Genomic DNA, 20,412 nt, shown 5'->3' on the forward strand with positions numbered 1-20,412 from the left:
AGCTAGGCAGAAAAAGTGTTCTCCTTGAAGCATCGACATCTTCCATCAAAACTCAATGAATGTTAGATGAAAACACGCTTAGGCACGCAAGCGATAGCCCACACCTCGGACGGTTTCAAACAATTCGCCCCCAAGCTTTTTTCGCAAATAACCCACATACACATCTAAGATATTGGAACCAGGATCGTAGTCATAGCCCCAAACACGATCGAGTAATTGCTGGCGGCTTAACACTTGACCGGGATGCCGAAAGAACATCTCAGCTAACGTGAACTCACGCGCGGGTAATTCAATCATTTTGCTTCCCACCTGCACTTTGCGCGTTCGCAAATTTAGAACAGCATTTCCGGCACTGAGAATGGTCTCCTCTGGCGCTGCGGTGTTCGTGTGTCCCCGCAGTCTCAGCTTTACCCGGACTAGCAGTTCTTCAAACCGGAAGGGCTTCGTCATATAGTCATCCGCCCCACCTTCTAAGCCTGCAATTTTATCCTGAATATCGTCTCGTGCCGTGAGGATCACAATCGGGATCTGACAGCCTTGTCCGCGCAGTTCTTCTAACACTTCTAGCCCGTCTTTTTCGGGCAATCCTAAATCCAGAATCAACAGATCAAAGTCGCTCTTGACTGCCAAGTTCAGCACATCGCTTGCTGTGGATGCGATCGTCGTGGTAAATCCATTCGCACGTAAGCCTTTTTCAATGAATGCTGCAATTCTCGGTTCATCTTCTGCAATTAAAATTTGCATGAGCATTACTTCTCCTCGATTTGAAGGGGAATGACGATCGCAAAGGTTGCCCCTTGCCCCGGTTGGCTCCGAACCGTGACTTCGCCACCGTGCGCTTCGGCGATCGATTTGACAATAGATAATCCTAGTCCAGATCCTTCCGAGCGCCGCCGACTGTTCGCAGCACGGGCGAAACGATTGAAAATCCGGGTTTGATCGCTCAAAGCAATGCCTTCGCCAGTATCGCGTACCCAGAAGTGCACATCCCCTTGCGCGATCGCTAAACCGAGAGTAATCGTGTCACGCGCTTGTGTAAACTGCGTTGCGTTTTGTGCCAGATTCATGATTGCCTGCGTCATGCGCTGGCGATCGAACATCGCTATCCCTGTCGCATTGCCTTCTAGCGCCCAGTTGCGTTCCGCCAATGCCTGTGCTTTTGAGAAGAGTTCTTCAGTAAACCCATCTAGATCAACTGGCTCAACCTGCAAGAAATCCGGACGCTCTGATTTGGCTAACAGAATTAAATCATTCACCAGTCGCGTCATTCGATCCAATTCGTCTCTCACCACTGCCAGCGTTTCCTGCTGTTCGATTGGATCGTCGCTGATGAGTTCCAAATGCCCTTGGATAATCGTGATCGGAGTACGGAGTTCGTGCCCCGCATCATTAATCAAGTTGCGCTGACTGATAAAGGATGCCTCTAGCCGATCCATCATGGCATTAAACGAATGTGCTAAGTCTGCAATTTGTCCTGTACCTTGCACTTCTAAGCGCTGATTTAGATCGGATTCGCTAATTCTGCGAGTGGCATAACTCAACGACTGTAGGGGCGATAAGACTTGCTCTGATGCTAACCACGCGAGCAGCAATGCTAGTAGCAGCAATGCCGCAACGACCCTAACCACGACACCCACCGCCTCAATGGTCTCTGCCTCCTCTCCACGAGTTGTATGAGCAATAACCAGTACTCCCAGAGTTTGACCTCGCACCTTTACAGGTTCAAGCATATAAACAACGTCTCCGCTCTTGGGATCATTGATCGAGAATCTTCCTTGCGTCGCTGTCGTCTGTTGTTTCCACTGTTTCATGAGCGCGGAATCACTTTTGAAAATAGTGGGTCTAGCCCTAGGGCTTGATTGGTAAAATCTCCCCTCCACAAACGTGAGCAGGAAGATATCATCTTCTACAATTTGCCGTGCTAAGTACGCATCAAAAAAATCAATTAACTCTTCTTTGGAATAAGGAGTTTGAAACCGCTTGTCGTTCTTAATTAGCTCTGGGTCGTCTACTTCGACGTTATGCTCATCCAACAGTTCCCCCTCTAGCAAATTTTTGAAGACCTCAATTTTTTCACTCACGTCCTGGCTGACCCGTTGATCAATTGCGATCGCCAGAAGATAGCGAAAGGCGGGAATCGAAACTAAAAAAATAAATAGCAGGATCGCGGTGTACCAAAACAAGATGCGAGTCCGGGCAGCCCAAAACAGTTTTTGCCCCAAAAATTGCCTGATGGTCGAGTGAGGATTCTTCGATATCACTGTCGGGACTCGTCGCTTCGTTGAGTCAGACGTAGAGGAGCCTTTAAATTCCATAGCTTTATCGATTTTGAGGGGCTTGGCAGCTTGGTTCTCAAGATTCAATCGTTTCACGAAAACAGCTTCATGAGAATCTTCTCATCCATTTCTCACAGAAGGCTCATGACACAAGGGTGAACGCCACGTTAATTTACGGTTAATGAAGGTTTTACCTTTGGTTATTTTTTGTCATCTCTGCTCGATTCATGCTGAGAGAGTATCCCCCTTACCCATCGATAAAACGAATCTTACAAGCATCAGTGCAACCCATCGTTATTCAATTTTATGACATCACATGCTTGGTCACAGTTTTCTCAGCGATCCGTTCCACTCCGCATTGCGCTTTACTCCCATGACACGATGGGACTCGGGCACAAGCGCCGCAATTTGCTGATTGCTCAGACACTGGCTCAATCACTCCCGCAAGCCTCGATTCTCCTGATCAGTGGAATGGAAGAAGGGCACAGTACCAGTCTCCCACCGAATATCGATTATTTGTCATTGCCTGCTTTGCACAAGGATGGCGAGGGACAGTACCAACCCCGCCGTTTAGAGATGCCGCTGCAAGCCTTAATTGCAATGCGATCGCAGGTGATTCAAGCCGCGCTCAAAGCCTTTGCACCGGATTTGTTGATTGTGGATAACGTGCCACGCGGAGCGGTGCGAGAACTCAATCCGACCCTAGAGTACTTGCGATCTCAGGGTCAAACCCGCATGGTGTTAGGACTACGGGATGTGTTGGATGAGCCGAGGATCGTCCAACGAGAATGGCAGCGTGCCTCAAACGAAGAAGCGATCGCGCGATACTATGATGCCGTTTGGGTTTACGGTGATCCAGCCGTATTTGATCTCACCCAGGAATATCGTTTTTCGCGAACGGTTGCCAATAAAATTTGCTACGTGGGTTATTTCGATCAGCGTCAACGCTTGCAGTATCTTGCATCACCCGAAACGGTTATCAATGATCTGGGTTTGCCAGGGGGAAAATTAGCGCTCTGTTTGGTGGGGGGCGGACAGGATGGTGCAGCATTGGCGCAGCACTTCGCTCAAGCAACTTTTCCGCCGGATACAAATGGCGTGATTTTAACAGGTCCGTTTATGTCAGCTAGCGATCGACAACTTCTCCAAACGTACGCGGCACCTCATCCTCGTTTACGGATCGTAGAGTATCTCGAAGAACCCACTCAACTATTGCAGCAGGCGGATTCTGTCGTTTCGATGGGCGGCTATAATACGACCTGCGAATTGCTGTCGTTTGGCAAGCGATCGCTGATTGTGCCGCGCGTCAAGCCCCGATTGGAACAATGGATTCGAGCAAAACGGTTACAAGACCTAGGTTGGATTGATGTGTTGCATCCAGATCATCTCAGTCCAACAGCCCTGACCAATTGGTTAGCGCATCAGCCGACAACACCCGCAACATCGCGATCGCCGATTGATCTCAATGGCTTAAATCGGTTGCCCGAATTCGTGATGGCTGTCTTAACCCAATCAGCATTGCCCGCATCTGCTTATTGTGCCTCATAGTAGAAAATGAATACTTGCCGTTCTGTTCCCGATTCTGCAAAAGTCGCATATGTCTTGAAGCGCTACCCGCGCTATTCTGAAACCTTTGTTGTTTCGGAGATTCTCGCCCATGAAGCGGCTGGATTAGACTTACAAATTTTTGCACTCTATCCACCCGTTGATGGATACTTTCAGGACATCATTGCTCAAGTGCGATCGCGGGTCACTTACCTGTTTGCATACGATCTAACAGGCATTGCTTTGTGGACTCAGTTCAACGATGCGAGTAGAATCCTACCGAATTTTTGGCAAAAACTAGAAGTTGCCCAAGAAGAAGAGGTCAATCATGTTTACAGGGCGGTGCAGCTTGCCTGCATCGTTCGGCAACAAGGCTTTACGCATCTACACGCACATTTTGCGACCTCTGCCACGATCGTGGCGCGATTAGCAAGTTACTTTGCCGAAATTCCTTACTCTTTCACGACTCATGCGAAAGATATCTTTCACAACAGTGTGATTCCCACCAAGTATCAGCAACTCTTGAACGATGCTGATGCTGTCGTGACAGTGAGTGATTACAACCTCAACTATCTTCAGCAAACCTACGGTTCTGCCGCAAGCCGAGTGCAGCGAATTTACAATGGACTCGATTTACAGCGCTTTCCGTTTGCGGCTCCCTACCCGCGCAACCCTAAGATTCTGGCAGTCGGACGCTTGATCGAGAAAAAGGGCTTTGCAGTACTGATTGAGGCGTGCAAAATTCTCGTCGATCGCCGGATCTCCTTTACCTGCGACATTATCGGCACAGGCGAAGAAGAAGCGAATTTACAGCGTCAAATTCTCCAGTCCGGGGTGCAAGACCAAGTTAAACTCTTAGGCCCACGTCCGCAAGGTGAACTAGTGCAGCACGTGCAATCCGCAGCGATGTTAGTGGCTCCCTGTGTCGTTGGCAGGGATAGTAATCAAGATGGTTTACCGACTGTGTTACTCGAAGCAATGGCACTGGGTACGCCTTGTATTTCTACGGATGTGGCAGGAATTCCAGAAGTAGTGCGTCACGAAAAGACCGGATTAAGCGTTCCCCAGCATGACGCGATCGCGCTTGCGGATGCGATCGCGCATTTGCTACAAAACCCGAAATTCGGGGTGCAACTTGCAACACAAGCGAGACAACTGATTGAGCAAGAATTTGATATTCATCGCAATGCGGCTCAGTTACGAACCTTGTTTCGAGCCGCGATCTCAGTAAATCCGATTGTGACGTAGGAGGAATGACAATGCGAATTGCCTATGTTTGTGCTGATCCAGGCATTCCCGTATTTGGGTGTAAAGGGTGTTCGATTCATGTACAAGAAGTGATTCGAGCACTGCTGCAACAAGGACATCAAGTAGAACTATTTGCAATGCGCTGGGGCGGAGAACCTCCAGCAGATTTTGCTGCTGTTCCTTGCCACACCTTGCCTACATTACCGAGAGCGGTGAGTCAAGCTGCCGTAGAACCGCGCCAAACCGGACAACGCGAACTGACCTTACTCTCTCTCAATCTGGAGCTACGACTGGCATTAGAGCAAGCAGAACCGTTTGATGCCGTCTATGAGCGCTACTCGTTGTGGAGCTTTACTGGCATGGAATATGCTCGCAGTCATAGCATTCCGGCAGTATTGGAGGTCAATGCCCCTTTAATTCAAGAACAAGCGACTCATCGAGGCTTAGTCCATCGCGAAAGTGCAGAAGCAGTTGCACAACGAGTATTTCGCGCCGCTCATGTCATTGTTGCAGTTTCCCAAGGAGTTGCGAACTATCTCAAGCACTATCGGGAAACTCAGGGAAAGGTGCAGGTTATTCCGAATGGTGTGAATCCTGACCGGTTCACGAAGCCGCAAGTTCCGACTCAACCGAGCGACGATTTTACGATCGGCTTTGTCGGCACCATGAAACCTTGGCATGGGTTGCCCACCTTAGTCGAAGCTTTTGTTCAGTTTTACGATGAGTTTCCTCGAACGCGACTTTTGATCGTGGGAGACGGCCCTGAACGTGCTGGTTTAGAAGCAGATCTACTCGATCGCAATATCCACACAGCCGTGCAGTTCACAGGCAAGGTTGCTCCAACCGAAATTCCAGGACTGCTAGCATCAATGCAAGTTGCCGTCGCCCCTTATCCTGACTATCCTGATTTTTATTTCTCGCCGCTCAAGGTGTATGAGTATATGGCTGCCGGATTACCTGTCGTTGCCAGCCGGATTGGAGAAATCCAGACATTGATTCAATCTGATGTCAATGGGCTGCTGTATGAGCCAGGGAATCAGGTGCAGTTAGCCCAACAGTTCGCTGAACTCTATCAATCTCCATCATTACGTCTGCAACTAGGACAACGAGCACGAGCAACTGTTCTGCGAGAGCATACTTGGGAACGAGTAGCACAGCAGATCGTCGGCTTCATGCAGCAAACGGTTTCAACGCTGGAGGTTGCTTGATGAATCCTGCTCAACAGCTTCAAGTGGTGATTCCGGGCATCGGGCGAATCCTGAAACGGTTTTCGCCTTACATTCGCAAGCAGCAATCTTTGATCACACTCTCGATGCTGGCATTGTTTGGCGAAATTGCGCTGCGATTGCTAGAACCATTGCCGCTCAAGTTCATTTTTGATGAGCTTTTTGTTCAACAAGCAGGTGGAGCCGTTTTGCATCCTGTGCCGTTGATTGGGGCTTTAGATACGCGATCGCTGTTGTTGCTTTGCGCGATCGCAATCGTGGCACTCGCTGGAATAAGAGGTATCGCTGCCTATTGGAGCACGGTGGGATTTGCATTAGCAGGAAATCGGGTGCTCACTGAAATTCGCAGTGTGCTTTATACCCATTTGCAAACGCTCTCTTTATCGTTCTACAGTCGTACGCGCAGTGGAGACTTAACCCTTCGGGTGATCAGTGATGTAGCCGTGCTTCAAGAGGTCGTTGTTACAGCATTGCTGCCCCTGCTCGCGAACTGCCTGATTCTTTTAGGCATGGTAGGCGTAATGTTTTGGCTGAATGCACAACTCGCGATACTAGGGCTAACCTTATTGCCGATCTTCTGGTTTTCTACCTTTCGGCTCACCCAACGCATTCGTGCTGTCTCCAAACAGCAGCGGCAACGAGAAGGATCTATGGCAGCGACCGCCGCCGAGTCCATCGGAGCCATCAAATTAGTTCAAGCATTATCGTTACAAGATAAATTTACGACAGTCTTCACGCATCAAAATCAGAAAAGCTTGAAAGAAGGCGTGAAGGCAAAGCGCTTATCGGCTCAACTAGAACGTACGGTAGAAGTGCTTCTGGCGACAGCAACCGCGCTTGTGCTATGGCGTGGAGCAGAATTAGTATTGAGGAACGCGCTGACTCCGGGAGATCTGCTTGTATTTCTCACTTATCTGAAAAATGCCTTTAAGCCCGTGCGCGACTTTGCCAAGTATATTGGACGATTGGCAAAAGCTTCTGCCGCTGGCGATCGCATTCTCGATCTGCTGGATCAAGCCCCAGACATCTACGACTTGCCCGAAGCAAAACCAGCCCCTCGATTGGCTGGAGCCGTTCAGTTTGACAACGTGAGCTTTGCGTATGAGCCAGGCTATTCGGTTCTACAAGACATTAGTTTTACAGTGAAACCGGGTCAGCGCGTTGCAATTGTAGGCTATTCTGGCAGTGGCAAATCGACGTTAACAACATTATTACTACGCCTCTACGAACCGGATCAAGGCACAGTTTTGATTGATAATCAAGACATTCGCCGTTATACCCTGGAGTCTTTGCGCACTCAGATGAGTGTTGTCTTGCAAGATAGTTTACTCTTTGCTGCTAGTGTTTGGGATAACATTGCTTATGGGGCATCGACAGCCACCGAAGCCGATGTGATCGCGGCTGCTAAACTTGCAAATGCCCATGAGTTTATTCTGAACTTGCCCCAAGGCTATGACACGATTTTGGGCGAACGGGGTGTAACACTATCGGGTGGACAACGCCAGCGGCTCTCGATCGCACGAGCCGCCATTCGTCAGGCTCCGATTTTGATTTTAGATGAACCGACGACGGGCTTAGATAAAGCAAACGAGCAAGAAGTAATCGATGCCTTAGAACGTTTGTCAGTTGGACGCACGACCTTTTTGATTGTGCATGATTTAGAACTTGCTGCCCGTGCTGATTTTATTTTTTACATGGAGCGAGGGCGATTAGTCGAACGAGGAACCCATGAAGCCTTAATGCAACTCAACGATCGCTACGCTGCTCTTTATCGACTGCAAGCAACTGAACGACAGTATGCTGCTGCATCTAACCTTGAGTGTTCGATTTAGTGTTCAATTTAGGTTTTGTCTGTTATGTCGATCGCGATTCAAGACCCATTCCACATTCTTGCTGATCCAAAGTTGAGTTTTTTAGCGACTGCATTTGATCCAGTACAAGTCCAACAGCAATTCCAAACTCAGCTTTTCTACCGCTCAGAGCGGCTTAAAGCAATAGAGATACAAGCGATTCGCGTGATTCGCTACAAACCTCAACGACGCTGTTTGATTGAGTACGATGTCTTAATCGAGCATGCAGGTGAGGTACGATCTATGACCTGGATCGCGAAAGTACGATCGAAAAAACTCGATCGATCCTGCTACCGATTGCAGCAACTCCTCTGGGATCACGGATTTGGACAGGATAGTACCGATGGGATTTCTGTGCCAGAGCCGATCGGGGTGGTTCCTCAATGGCGGATGTGGCTTCAGTGCAAAGTCCCTGGCATTCTAGCAACTGAGGTCATCTCAACAGCGGCAGGAACAGAACTTGCAAAAGGGATTGCAGATGCAGCACACAAACTCCATCGCGCTTGGATTCTGCCGAAACGTTGTCATGGCATTGAGGAAGAAATGGCGATTTTGCACGATCGCTTATCTCGAGTCATCGTGCAATACCCTCACTGGCAAACCCGGCTAGAACAAGTTTTAGCTCAATGCGATCGCTTAGCCAGTTCAATTTCATCGAATTTGATCTGCGGCATTCATCGCGATTTTTACCCGGATCAAGTGCTAGTCGATGGGTCACGGCTCTATTTGCTAGATTTTGATCTATTTGCAGGCGGTGACACAGAGCTTGATATTGGCAATTTCAATGGACATCTCATTGAACAAAGCTTGCGTTTATTGGGTGATCCGAATGCTCTAGCAACTCAGCAAGCTGCACTTAGCGATCGCTTTATTCAGATTAGCGGTGAAGCAACTCATCATGCGATCGAAGTGTATACTACTCTGACGTTAGTCCGGCATATCTACCTCAGTACGCAATTTCCGGAACGTCAGCCTTTTACAGAAGCGATTTTGGAACACTGCGAGCATCGATTGAAGCAACCGTCTTTGGTGCTGAGATAATCGCCCTCAGGTTGAAGGTCGCATCGATTGAATCTTGGACTGTCTATGACTCATACCAAATTGAAAAATGTTTGCGACCAATGCCTTGTGAATGGAATTCGCTAGGACATCAAGTGTCGCGATCAAAAATTGATTGGGTATCAGTTTCTTCGCTTTGGCATAATGGTGGCAGAAATAGCTTTAGGAATGTTTCCAACGATCAAACTCGCTCAATCTAAATCTTTCGCTCCTTAATCTCGATGACAATGCCAGCAACGATCCAATTGATGTGGGTACACTCCGCACAACCGTTAGCTTCTGAATCAGGCATTTGAATCAACGACACAGTAAGAATATTAGGAATATTGGCAGTGCTGAATTGTTTCTTTTTCTTGAATCCATAGCTTATCAAGAAGTAGAAGCCGTTAAAGTAGAAACATCTGATCTCGGCGGAGAGATTCTTATGGTTGCGAGTCCCCAATTCTCTTTGAGTCCTGAAGAATATCTCGAATGGGAAGAACGGCAGGAAATTCGCTATGAGTATCTAGAGGGTGAAGTATACGCGATGACAGGCGGAACACTTCCGTACAGTGAAATTGCTGTTAACTTTGTTACTGTGTTAAAAAGCCATTTGCGGGGGCATGGCTGTCGCGTTTTTAGTTCTGACGCAAAACTTAGAATCAGCGAGAAAGGTCCTTTCTTTTATCCTGATGCAACTGTGACTTGCGATGAGCGCGATCGTACTGCATTAAAATTTGCTGAACATCCTTGCGTGATTGCTGAAGTCCTCTTACCCACTACTGAATCTTACGATCGCGGTAAAAAGTTCGCAAAATACCGCCAACTGAAAAGCCTAAAAGAATATGTCTTAATTAGCTCTGATACTATCAATGTTGAGATTTTCCGATTGAATGAGAAAGAGAAATGGGAACTGACTGCTTATGCTGAAGGAGATGAAATTGAGCTGACTAGTCTTGATTACAAATTCCCGATCGAGCTTCTCTACGAAGACATTATGCTAGTTCCTGCTGAGGAGGAAGAATAGCGATCGCTCATACTAGAAGTGCAGGATCTCTAGAACATCATGCTGAAGGAAAAAATAAAGCAAGAGTTAGAGGATGTTTGAAAAGACCATCAAGGGGGTAAAAAAGCTCTCCGGTTATCAGCTGTAAATACATCAAAAACACAGCGCCGATGACAAAGTTTACGATTCGGCTTTATAGGAATAGTTAGTAGCACAATCGAAGTCATTGCTTCTGAATCCGCAGACAGGTTGTCTACTAGGAAAGTACTGCGATTGTTCAAGTGCCGTAGTGCTATTGAGCCTGTGATTGGACAGAGCAAAGGCGGCTACTGTTGCTGTACTGAATTCTTGAATCGATAATTCAGTAAATTTGCCGTTTCATGCGTTTAGCGAAACTGCATCCAAGTCGATTGAACTATAGATAATACTTATCATATTGTGAAGATTATATTTGAAGAGTGCCTAGACACCGTAAATCTATTGAGTTATGGTCTTAAGTATGTTTTTAGATTACGTAAAAATAATTAGAAATTTCAAGCGTTATGCGAGAGCCACCTTCAACCGTTCAGGCGATATACGATAAAAGTGCGCCTAGTTGGGTCAGACATGAGCCGACGATTCTCTCGGACTTTACCGCTCGTCCACCAACCTTGGATTTTTGCGGGAACGTTACTGGAAAGCGAGTTCTGGATTTAGGGTGTGGAGAAGGATACTGTGCGCGACAACTCAAAGAACGAGGAGCAGCATCCGTTTTCGGCATTGATATTTCTCCAGAGATGATTGAGCGCGCCCAAATTCAAGAGCGCCAATCTCCTCTAGGTATTCAGTATCAGGCTGGTAGCGCAACTGACCTAAAAGCATTAAAGACAGAGAGCTTTGACCTAGCGGTTGCAGTCTTTTTGTTTAACTATCTTTCGATCGATGAAATGCTCTGTGTGATGCAAGAAGTTCATCGGTTACTGATTGTCGGGGGAGATTTTATCTTTGTCGTTCCCCATCCGATGCTAGCATTCACTCACCGTCAGTCTGCGCCATTCTACTTCGACTCCGAATCTCAAGGATACTTCTCAGGACGCGACCATGCTTTCAGTGGCAAGATTTGGCGGCGCGATGGAATTGCATTAGATGTGCGTAGTTTTCATAAAGTCTTCTCAGACTACCTTACAGCCCTAAAAACGGCTGGATTCACAGCCATGCCTGAACTGCAAGAACTCACCGTTACGCCTGAGTTACTTGAGCTAGATTCGTCTTTCTTTGAGCCTGTTGTTGATATTCCGCTCCACTTACTGATGCGAGTGACCCGTTCATCATAACTTCCATGATTCAATCCTTAACTAAGGCTCAGAACCAGGTCGATCTCATCCGTGATCAGGACTGGACAAGAGCCGATATGCTGCGATCGTCTCAATGGCAACTGACAATTCCGGCAGTCGTTTTCCAAGAATTTCATCGGGCATCTGCAGATCCGTCTGCTGGTTTGCAACACCTCGATCAGCTTGCCCGCACCATTCAAAAAGAACTGTTTGATGGGAGTGGCATCGTCTTGCTGCGGGGCGTTCCCCTCAATTTTAGTGAGTTGGTCTGCCGCAACTTCTACCTGGCATTGGGTCAACGAATTGGTAAACCCATCGATCGCTATGGTCTGGTTTATGACGTAACAGATTTGGGGCGATCGTATCAAACTAGCCGAATTCCTATTTCTCAGACGAATGCCGAAACGTCTTTTCACACTGACAGCAGCGCGATCGATTGTTTGCCAGATGTTGTGGGTTTGATGTGTCTTCGTCCTGCGCTATCGGGTGGAGAGTCGCAAGTGGTGAGTGTCCCTGCTGTTTATCAGCGCCTAGCAGCAAGTGATCCGAAGGCAATATCGCTTCTTCATCAGGACTACATTCGCGATATTGTTACCCCAGGATCTGCGTTTTCGTTAGAAAACTTACGAAAAAACCAGTTTCCTATCTTTTCTCACCAAGGACGGCGCGGTTTAACGTTTCGCTATATGCGCTATTGGATTGAGCGGGGTCATCAAAAAGCAGGAGCTTTACTGGATGCAGCGCAGACGGCAGCATTCGATGCGCTCGATCGCACTTTATGCGCTGAAGATCTGGTTCTGCAATTTAAGCTCGAAGCGCGAGACATCCTGTGGGTCAACAACTTCAAAGTGGCTCACAACCGAACGAACTATCAAGATTATGCTGAGCCTGATCAGAAACGTTTATTGCTACGGATGTGGCTCGAACAAGTTTGAATCCGATTCTGTTTCCGTTTGATTGATCAGTTTTGTAAGTATGCTTTGTCCTTGTTTCATTCATCTAGATCTCCCTAACCCCTATGCACAATGCTCTTCCCCCGTTCAAGCGAACGATCCTGAAATTCAATCGTGAAGTTGGGCAATCGGTTGTTTCGATTCGACAAGATTTAGCATCCGTAGAGTCTGGGGCATGTGAGCCACCAAGCACTCCTGCTGAGGCTAGAATGGCGCTCAATCAATTCATGCAGTCGCATCCGTTCTGGCAGAACTCGCTCTTTCAAGCTTGTCGCTCCGGTAGCCTCTCTCAATCAGATTTTCAACTGATCTTTGCCCAATACTCGCTCTACTCTCAAAATTTCACGCGCTACCTTGCCGGGCTAATGGCAAATATGGAGTTCGATGCGTTGCGGGTCAAACTGATTGATAATCTTTGGGAAGAGAGCGGTGGAACTAATCCAGACGAGCGGCACACAGAGATTTTTCACCAGTTTCTTCGAGAAGGGTTGAATGTTGATACTTCTCAAATTCAATATTTAGATTCAACGGTTTTGTTCGTCAAAGAGTATCTAGATTTTTGTTTGCGATCGTCTGCCTCCTTAAGCAGCGCATTTCTTTCACTAGGAACAGAAGCGATTGTGCCTCGAATGTACGGCATCTTTGTAGAAGGTCTGCTAAAAGCGGGTATTCCAGAAACACATCTTTATTTCTTTAAGCTTCATATGGAGGTGGACGATGCCCATGCAGAGACACTTGAGGAAATTATGATGGCTTATTCGGACAAACCCTACTGGTTTATTCAGTGTCAGCAGTCGATCGACTTTGCTTTGTCGTTGCGAATGCGATTTTTCGAGCAACTTTACCTGTATATTTCTTGAACTTTGCGGTGCAGTACGTTCAGACCTAGGGCAGGTACTATTACCTTCACAAAGTAGTGCTAGGTCGAGGTGTTTTACTATCTTGAGAGCAATGTTCGCGATCGTGCGTGGACGCGAGGTTTTGATCTCGATCAGTGGAACGAGTGAATTGCGATATCCTTGAAGGAATCACCTCAGTTCTCACCCATCGGATAGATGTTACAGAGTCGCCAGGAGAATAATTCTCTTTACATTACCCTCGCGATCGCGTTTGCGATTGCCGCTACGCTGTTATATCCTGGACTCGCCCAGAACTTGCTGACCGCTGCTGGATTTATTCCTCACGGTCACTGTTATTTGTGGAAACCAGAATTAGTTTGGCTCCATGTTGCGACCGATACGATTATTGGGATCTGCTACGTCGCGATTTCGGCGACGCTTGCGTATCTCGTGTATCGAACCCGCCGAGAAATTCCCTTTCATTGGATCTTTCTCGTTTTTGGTGCATTTATCGTCGCCTGTGGTGCAACCCATTTCATGGAGGTCGTCACACTCTGGAATCCGATGTATTGGCTATCAGGTGATATCAAACTGCTGACAGCACTCGCTTCAATCTCTGCTGCACTGACGTTACCCCCACTTGTTCCCAGAGTCGAAAACCTGCTGAAAACGCTGAAACTGGCTGAGGAGCGACGGCAACAGTTAGAAGTCGCACAGCAAAATAATGCTGCTCAAACTTGGCTCAAGTCGAATGTGGCAGAACTGAGCCAGAGACTGCAAGGGCAACGAGATCTAACCAGTACTGCGGCAAGCGTGCTTTCTCATTTCTGTTCTCTGGTAGAAGCGCAACAAGGCGTATTCTACTGGCTCGAGCAAGACTCAGGCGTGCCTGTGCTGAAATTAGTTGGCAGCTATGCAAGTCAAGCCTCAGCACAACTCAAACCCCAGCTTCAACTGGGAGAAGGGCTAATTGGGCAATGTGCGATCGATAAGAAATCTTTACTGCTGAGTGATATTCCCAGTGATTATCTTCAAATTAGTTCCGGCTTAGGCAATGCCTCTCCTCGGCAACTGATTGTTCTGCCTGTGTTGTTTGAGTCTGAAGTAGTCGCAGTGATTGAGCTTGCTTCATTTCAGCCGTTTAGTGAAATTTCGCTGACTTTTCTTGATGAGGCAAGTAAGATTTTGGGCGTCGTGCTGACAACGATCGCGGCAACTGCTCGGACAACAGAATTACTCGCACAGTCTCAAGCGCTGACGCAAGAGCTACAACGCCAGCAAACTGAGCTTCAAGATACGAATTGCCGATTAGAAGAACAAGCAGAAGAACTGAAAGTCTCTGAAGCTCAGTTACGCGAGCAGCAAGAAGAATTACAGCAGACCAATGAACAGTTGCAAGAGTTGAATGTAGAGCTAGAAGAGAAAGCGGCACAACTTGCACTCAGTTCACGCTATAAATCTGAATTTCTCGCCAACATGTCGCATGAGCTACGAACTCCGCTCAATAGTTTATTGATTCTGGCAAATTTGCTCAGCGAGAACCGCGATGGTAATTTGACAGCAAAACAAGTTGAATATAGCCAAACCATTTATGCGGCGGGCAATGATTTGCTCGATCTGATCAACGATATTTTAGACCTTGCCAAAATTGAATCGGGTAAATTGTCGATCGAGCTACAACCCATCTCATTCCCCAATTTGAAGATAGCCCTCGAACAAATCTTTCAGCAGGTCGCTTTGAGTAAAGGATTAGACTTTACGATCGCGCTCGATCCGCACCTGCCAACCAACTTTACGACCGATCCAAAACGCCTTCAACAAATTCTCAGAAATCTATTATCGAATGCTTTTAAGTTTACTCAACGAGGCAGCATTGAGATCAGCATAGCGGCTGAATCCTCTGAGATTGCATTCTCAGTAAAAGATACCGGAATTGGGATTCCGGCTCATAAGCAGACTGCGATTTTCGAGGCATTTCAGCAAGCCGATGGAACGACCAGTCGTAAGTATGGTGGGACAGGATTAGGACTGTCGATTAGTCGAGAACTCGCCATGCTTTTGGGGGGAAGATTGACGGTTACGAGTCAAGAAAATCAGGGCAGTACGTTTACGCTCTATTTGCCGATTGTTGAAACGGTGCAGCCTGCGATCGTGCCTGAGACCAGTGAGCGTTCTATGACTAGGGTCGTTGCAGACGATCTCGCATCACTGCAACCGGAGGATGCTGTTTTGCTGATTGTTGAAGATGACTTAAACTTTGCCTACAGCTTGCTAGAAATCGCTCATCAACAAGGCTTTAAGGGGCTAATTGCGACGCAAAGTGATAGAGCGCTTGAACTTTTACGACAGTTTCAACCTGTGGCAATGATGCTGGATGTCTACCTGCCGGATGGCAACGGATTGAGTATCTTAAACTACTTGAGATCAAATCCTCAACATGATCTGCCTGTCTATGTGCTGTCAGGAGATGACTATTTAGAGCGCAGTTTACAGCTTGGTGCGATCGCATATTTGCAAAAACCCGCTACGCTAACTGCACTGAATGAGGCTTTTTCGATCCTCAAACAGTTTTTAGCTGATCGAGTCAAGCAGCTTTTAATCATTGAGGACGATCCAACGCAGGCTGAAAGTCTATGTGAATTGCTCAAACAGGATCAGGTACAAATTGCGATCGCCCGATCCGGAGTACAAGCTTTAGAAATGCTGCAATCGACAGAATTTGATTGTGCTGTTTTAGACTTAATGCTGCCGGATCGAGACGGATTTGAGTTACTTGAAGACATCAAAACTCATTATCCAACCTTGGCAATTGTTGTCTATACCGCAAAAGAATTGACGCTTGAAGAAGAAGCTCGACTGAAGCGACTCGCCGAAACCATCATTATCAAAGATGCGCGATCGCCCGAGCGCTTGTCTGATGAAATGATGCTCTTTCTCCATCAAGTTCAACTCAAATCAGTTCAATCTCAATCGTTCACTCAGTCATTGCAGCCCTCTGATGCAATTCTGGTTGGAAAAAAAGTCTTAATTGTCGATGATGATGTCCGCAATATTTTTGCGATTACGAGTCTGCTAGAAGAATATGACATGGAAGTCCTCTATGCAGAGAATGGTCGGACTGGGCTGCAAGTCTTGAATCAGAATCCAGACATCCATCTTGTATTGATGGATATTATGATGCCAGAAATGGATGGGTACGATGCGACTCGTGCAATTCGAGCACAACCCCGCTTCAAATCGCTGCCCATCATTGCCCTGACGGCAAAGGCAATGAAAGACGATCGAGAACAATGTTTAGCAGCAGGCGCGTCAGATTACATTACAAAGCCGCTCAATTTAGATCAACTGATCTCGCTCTTGCGGGTTTGGCTATCGACTTAAGGTGCTGTATTCACGGGTGTCGTTGACCCAAGCTGTAACGCATAGAGATTGGCATAGATCCCTTGCTGGTCTAGTAATTCTTGATGGGTTCCATGTTCTACAATCTGTCCACCTTGTACGACCAGCACTTGATCTGCTTGAGTCACTGTACTGAGTCGATGAGCAATTACAAAACTCGTTCGATTTTGCAATAACCGAGCGATCGCATCTTGTACCAGTGCCTCAGTCCGCGTATCAATGCTACTGGTTGCTTCGTCTAAAATCAAAATCCGAGGCTGAATCAACACAGCACGCGCAATACTAATCAACTGGCGTTGACCTTGACTGAGCATTGCTCCTCGCTCACCGAGATAGGTCGAATACCCTTTGGGTAAGGTAGTAATCAGTTCATGCACATTGGCAATCTGGGCGGCAGATTCAATCTCAGCGTGAGTGGCATCTGGACGACCAAACGCAATATTTTCGGCAACCGTGCCGCTAAACAAGACCGTATCTTGTAAAACAATGCCAATCTGACGACGTAAACTCGCTTGAGTCACTGATCGAACATCAATTCCATCAATCAGCACTGCTCCCTCGGTCACATCATAGAAGCGCAGAATTAAATTAATGATGGTACTTTTTCCCGCTCCAGTCGCACCGACGAGCGCGATCGTTTGTCCAGGTTTTGCTAGCAAGTTCACTTGATTCAAAACGCGCTGGTTAGGCGTGTAGCCAAAAGCAACATTCTGGAATTTGACCTCACCTTGAATCGGGGGCATCTCGATCGCATTCGGTGCATCGTTTAACTGCGAGGGTTCATCCAGTAAACTAAAAATTCGTTCCAGTCCTGCTAAAGCCGATTGTGCCTGAGTATAAAACTGGCTCAAAATCTGAATCGGTCTGAAGAACTGCTGCACATAAATCAAGAATGCCGTGACGACTCCAACAGTTGCTTGCCCGCTGACGGCTAAATACCCACCATAGGCAAGGACACCCGCAGTTGCTAGAGTATTGAGAAAATCGATCGAAGGTAAAAATGCAGCCGTAATCGCAACAGCTTCAATATTGGCATCGCGATTTGCCGCATTCAATTGATCAAATTCGTCAATATTCAACTGCACCCGGTTAAATGCTTGCGCTTCCCGGACACTTCCAATATCTTCTTCGAGCTTGGTTGAGAGTTCCCCGATCGTTTTACGTGTAACTCGAAATCGCGATCGCGCCCATCGTGAAAAGAGCGCAGTCGTGAGAATCATCAACGGCACAACAAAATTGCTAACTAATCCAAGCTGAAGATTGATTGACAACATCGCAATGATAATGCCGATCAAACTAAACAAATTCCCCAACATTTGCGCGATCGTTTGACCAAAGGCTTGGTTGACGGTACTTACATCATTGAGCAACCGACTCATCAAATCGCCTGCTTCACTGCGATCGAAATAGCTCAAGGGTAAGCTTTGTACCTTAGTAAAAATATCTTGCCTCAATTGCGCAAGAACATGCTGCACAATCCAACCGACCCGGACAATCTGCTCCCGAATGGCTTGGATACCGAGCACGTAAATCGTAGTCAAGGCGAGTAAAGCGAGAAGTAACCCTTGCAGATTGCCCTGTGCAATTAAATGATCGATCGACCATCCAATAAAGAATGGTCCAACAGCTTGAGATGCAGCACCAATCAATACGCACAATAATGCGATCGGAACTTGTTTTCGATAGGGTCGAACATACCGTAAAAATCGCCGCAGTGTAGACACTTGGCGGGTAGACTTTTCGGTTGCTCCAAAAGCACTGCTCATGTTGGTTTCACCTGAGATTCTAAAATCGCGCTGTACAATGGGCTGTTTCGCATGAGTTCTTCATGGGTTCCCTGTGCGACGAGCAACCCTTGATCCATTAGTAAAATACGATCGGCATTGCGAACGGTTGTAATCCGCTGCGCGATGACAAAGGCAGTACAAGTTTTTTGCTCCATCAAATCATCGAGTGCTGTTTGAATCTGTGTAGCAGTTTTCGCATCGACGGCGGAAGTACTATCATCGAGAATCAGAATGTGATAGTTGGTGAGTAACGTGCGAGCGATCGCAATTCGCTGGCGCTGTCCTCCGGATAATCCAACTCCCCGCTCGCCCACTACCGTGTCATAGCCTTCTGGAAGCTCTGAAATAAAGTCATGAATTTGGGCTGTTTTCGCTGCTTCAATGATTTCTGCAAGGGTCGCATCCGGCTTTGCATACGCAATATTTTCTCGCAATGTCCCTGAGAACAAAGTTGTTTCTTGAAACACAATGCCAATGTGCGATCGCAGACTCATCAGGTTAAATTCTCGAACATCATGCCCATCAATGCGGACTGCACCTTCGGTTGGATCATAGAATCGAGGGAGCAAATTGACGATCGTGCTTTTTCCTGATCCAGTCATGCCGAGAATTGCAATCAATTCGTTCGGCTTCGTCTCAAAAGAAACATTTTTCAAGGCTTCGACTGTTGCGCCTGGATAGCGAAATGACACATTCTCAAATGTAATCCTGCCCCCACAAGTCCGAAACGGAATCGCATTCGGTCGATCGCGAATTTCGACTTCTGCATCCAGCACTTCATAGACGCGTTGGGCAGAAGCTGCGGCTTGAGCGATCGCAGGTGCAGCAAATCCAATCAGTAAAATCGGTTGAAGAATGAAGAGTAGGTATGAATTAAACGCAACGAGTTCACCGATAGAAAATTGTTGCCGAATCACCTGTGCGCCGCCATAGCCAATCACCACAACTGTAATCAAATTGCTGAGCAGAAAAATGATTGGAAACGTGTTCCGAATCGCATACAGCGTTTTCATGCTGACTGCAATCAGTTCATTGTTCAATGCAGTGTAGCGAGTTGCCTCTTGGGACTCCCGCACAAAAGCTTTGACAGCCCGCACACCGATTAGATTTTCTTGCAGAACAGCATTGAGGTCGCCGAGTTGCTCTTGGACTCGCTGAAACACACTGCCATTCCGAGTGAAAAACCGCGTCAATATCCAAGCCGCGATCGGCAAAACTGCGAGCGTCATCAGCGCTAATTGCCAATTCATAATCAGCAAAATCGTTGAAATCGTCACCAGTGTGATGACGGCTCCAATGACTTGAATCAAGCTTGTGCCAATAAACGACCGAATCTGCTCGATGTCGCTCGTCGCACGAGTCAGCAGTTGTGAGGTTTGCGCGCGATCGTGATAGCTAAAACTCAGCGTTTCCAGCTTAATAAAAAGCTGATTGCGTAGATCATACGCCACGCCTTGTGAAGTCGATTCTGACCAGAATGTTTGCCCAAAGTTAAACAATCCGCGCGCGAGCGCAGCAACGACCATCAGGGCTGCACTTTCCCAGACGACAGTAGAATTCTTCGCAGCAATCCCTTGATCAATTCCCCATCGAAAAATCTGCGGAGTGACCGCTGTTGCGATCGTCAGCAAGATCAGACTTAACACTGCTCCAAGCGCTACGTACCGATGCGATCTTAGACCTTGCAGCACTCGTTGAAGTGCCGCGATCGATGAATTGTCCTGCGATTGAGTCAAGGTAATCCTACTCTTCACTGACTAAATTCAGCGATATTATCATACAGAAGAATTTTGAGTATCTGCTGTAAGGCAGGTGTAACTCCAGAAAGACTAATTTTCGCAAGTGATTTGCCCTTCTAGAATTACATCTGTCTTTGGCTGAGCAATGCCTAAGTCTTAAGGCTGAGGTTGCAATTTTAGCCCCAAGATAGTC

The 20,412-nt window shown here is 47.2% G+C and carries 14 protein-coding genes; 10 read left to right on the forward strand and 4 right to left on the reverse strand.

All coding sequences use genetic code 11. The features are described from left to right. Window positions 1-78 precede the first annotated feature (78 nt). Together J0L70_RS08405 and J0L70_RS08410 are read right to left on the reverse strand one after the other, a co-directional pair. Entirely contained in the window at window positions 79-744 is a 666-nt protein-coding gene (locus J0L70_RS08405; protein WP_287454043.1) for a response regulator transcription factor, read from the reverse strand. Window positions 745-749: 5 nt separating this feature from the next. After that, window positions 750-2,372 (reverse strand): sensor histidine kinase, encoded by a 1,623-nt coding sequence (locus tag J0L70_RS08410; protein ID WP_287454045.1) that lies wholly within the window; start codon window positions 2,370-2,372, stop codon window positions 750-752. 210 nt (window positions 2,373-2,582) lie between these two features. Here J0L70_RS08410 and J0L70_RS08415 point away from each other — a divergent pair, with 210 nt between their 5' ends. The 10 genes from J0L70_RS08415 (at window position 2,583) to J0L70_RS08460 (ending at window position 16,675) form a co-directional block, all read left to right on the forward strand. After that, a complete protein-coding gene (locus tag J0L70_RS08415) occupies window positions 2,583-3,824 on the forward strand; it encodes a glycosyltransferase family protein (RefSeq protein ID WP_287454047.1) in 1,242 nt (413 codons plus the stop codon). A gap of 6 nt (window positions 3,825-3,830) precedes the next feature. After that, on the forward strand, window positions 3,831-5,069 hold the full coding sequence (locus J0L70_RS08420; protein WP_287454048.1) for a glycosyltransferase family 4 protein: 1,239 nt from the start codon (window positions 3,831-3,833) through the stop codon (window positions 5,067-5,069). A gap of 11 nt (window positions 5,070-5,080) precedes the next feature. Next, window positions 5,081-6,277: a glycosyltransferase family 4 protein gene (locus J0L70_RS08425; protein WP_287454049.1), complete on the forward strand. Its 1,197-nt coding sequence runs from the start codon at window positions 5,081-5,083 to the stop codon at window positions 6,275-6,277. Then, window positions 6,277-8,127 carry an ABC transporter ATP-binding protein gene (locus J0L70_RS08430; RefSeq protein WP_287454051.1) on the forward strand — a complete coding sequence of 617 codons (1,851 nt, stop codon included), beginning with the start codon at window positions 6,277-6,279 and terminating at the stop codon, window positions 8,125-8,127. The genes J0L70_RS08425 and J0L70_RS08430 overlap by 1 nt, the downstream gene beginning before the upstream one ends. 24 nt (window positions 8,128-8,151) lie before the next feature. Beyond that, window positions 8,152-9,186: a phosphotransferase family protein gene (locus J0L70_RS08435; RefSeq protein ID WP_287454053.1), complete on the forward strand. Its 1,035-nt coding sequence runs from the start codon at window positions 8,152-8,154 to the stop codon at window positions 9,184-9,186. 442 nt (window positions 9,187-9,628) lie between these two features. Continuing rightward, entirely contained in the window at window positions 9,629-10,210 is a 582-nt protein-coding gene (locus tag J0L70_RS08440) for a Uma2 family endonuclease (protein ID WP_287454054.1), read from the forward strand. A 521-nt stretch (window positions 10,211-10,731) separates the two neighbouring features. Then, the gene (locus J0L70_RS08445; protein WP_287454056.1) at window positions 10,732-11,502 is read left to right on the forward strand and encodes a class I SAM-dependent methyltransferase; all 771 of its coding nucleotides are present in this window, start codon (window positions 10,732-10,734) and stop codon (window positions 11,500-11,502) included. A gap of 5 nt (window positions 11,503-11,507) precedes the next feature. Continuing rightward, window positions 11,508-12,437, forward strand: a complete 930-nt coding sequence (locus J0L70_RS08450) for a TauD/TfdA family dioxygenase (RefSeq protein WP_287454057.1) — start codon at window positions 11,508-11,510, stop codon at window positions 12,435-12,437. Between the two features lie 83 nt (window positions 12,438-12,520). Next, window positions 12,521-13,315 carry an iron-containing redox enzyme family protein gene (locus tag J0L70_RS08455; protein WP_017289952.1) on the forward strand — a complete coding sequence of 265 codons (795 nt, stop codon included), beginning with the start codon at window positions 12,521-12,523 and terminating at the stop codon, window positions 13,313-13,315. 195 nt (window positions 13,316-13,510) lie between these two features. Then, window positions 13,511-16,675 (forward strand): response regulator, encoded by a 3,165-nt coding sequence (locus tag J0L70_RS08460; protein WP_268181199.1) that lies wholly within the window; start codon window positions 13,511-13,513, stop codon window positions 16,673-16,675. Here J0L70_RS08460 and J0L70_RS08465 read toward each other — a convergent pair. Further along, the gene (locus J0L70_RS08465) at window positions 16,672-18,459 is read right to left on the reverse strand and encodes an ABC transporter ATP-binding protein (protein WP_287454060.1); all 1,788 of its coding nucleotides are present in this window, start codon (window positions 18,457-18,459) and stop codon (window positions 16,672-16,674) included. The two genes, J0L70_RS08460 and J0L70_RS08465, sit on opposite strands and share 4 nt — an antisense overlap. Then, the gene (locus J0L70_RS08470) at window positions 18,456-20,234 is read right to left on the reverse strand and encodes an ABC transporter ATP-binding protein (RefSeq protein WP_225885680.1); all 1,779 of its coding nucleotides are present in this window, start codon (window positions 20,232-20,234) and stop codon (window positions 18,456-18,458) included. Before J0L70_RS08470 ends, J0L70_RS08465 begins: the two co-directional genes overlap by 4 nt. Window positions 20,235-20,412 lie beyond the last annotated feature (178 nt).

It is taken from the genome of Leptolyngbya sp. UWPOB_LEPTO1, assembly GCF_017302695.1.
GTDB lineage: Bacteria > Cyanobacteriota > Cyanobacteriia > Leptolyngbyales > Leptolyngbyaceae > Leptolyngbya > Leptolyngbya boryana.

Bases quoted from the DNA above. Each gene is read 5' to 3' on its own strand.
- J0L70_RS08405 (WP_287454043.1), bottom strand. From the start codon at position 744: ATGCAAATTTTAATTGCAGAAGATGAACCGAGAATTGCAGCATTCATT.
- J0L70_RS08415 (WP_287454047.1), top strand. From the start codon at position 2,583: ATGACATCACATGCTTGGTCACAGTTTTCTCAGCGATCCGTTCCACTC.
- J0L70_RS08420 (WP_287454048.1), top strand. From the start codon at position 3,831: ATGAATACTTGCCGTTCTGTTCCCGATTCTGCAAAAGTCGCATATGTC.
- J0L70_RS08425 (WP_287454049.1), top strand. From the start codon at position 5,081: ATGCGAATTGCCTATGTTTGTGCTGATCCAGGCATTCCCGTATTTGGG.
- J0L70_RS08430 (WP_287454051.1), top strand. From the start codon at position 6,277: ATGAATCCTGCTCAACAGCTTCAAGTGGTGATTCCGGGCATCGGGCGA.
- J0L70_RS08435 (WP_287454053.1), top strand. From the start codon at position 8,152: ATGTCGATCGCGATTCAAGACCCATTCCACATTCTTGCTGATCCAAAG.
- J0L70_RS08440 (WP_287454054.1), top strand. From the start codon at position 9,629: ATGGTTGCGAGTCCCCAATTCTCTTTGAGTCCTGAAGAATATCTCGAA.
- J0L70_RS08445 (WP_287454056.1), top strand. From the start codon at position 10,732: ATGCGAGAGCCACCTTCAACCGTTCAGGCGATATACGATAAAAGTGCG.
- J0L70_RS08450 (WP_287454057.1), top strand. From the start codon at position 11,508: ATGATTCAATCCTTAACTAAGGCTCAGAACCAGGTCGATCTCATCCGT.
- J0L70_RS08455 (WP_017289952.1), top strand. From the start codon at position 12,521: ATGCACAATGCTCTTCCCCCGTTCAAGCGAACGATCCTGAAATTCAAT.
- J0L70_RS08460 (WP_268181199.1), top strand. From the start codon at position 13,511: ATGTTACAGAGTCGCCAGGAGAATAATTCTCTTTACATTACCCTCGCG.
- J0L70_RS08465 (WP_287454060.1), bottom strand. From the start codon at position 18,459: ATGAGCAGTGCTTTTGGAGCAACCGAAAAGTCTACCCGCCAAGTGTCT.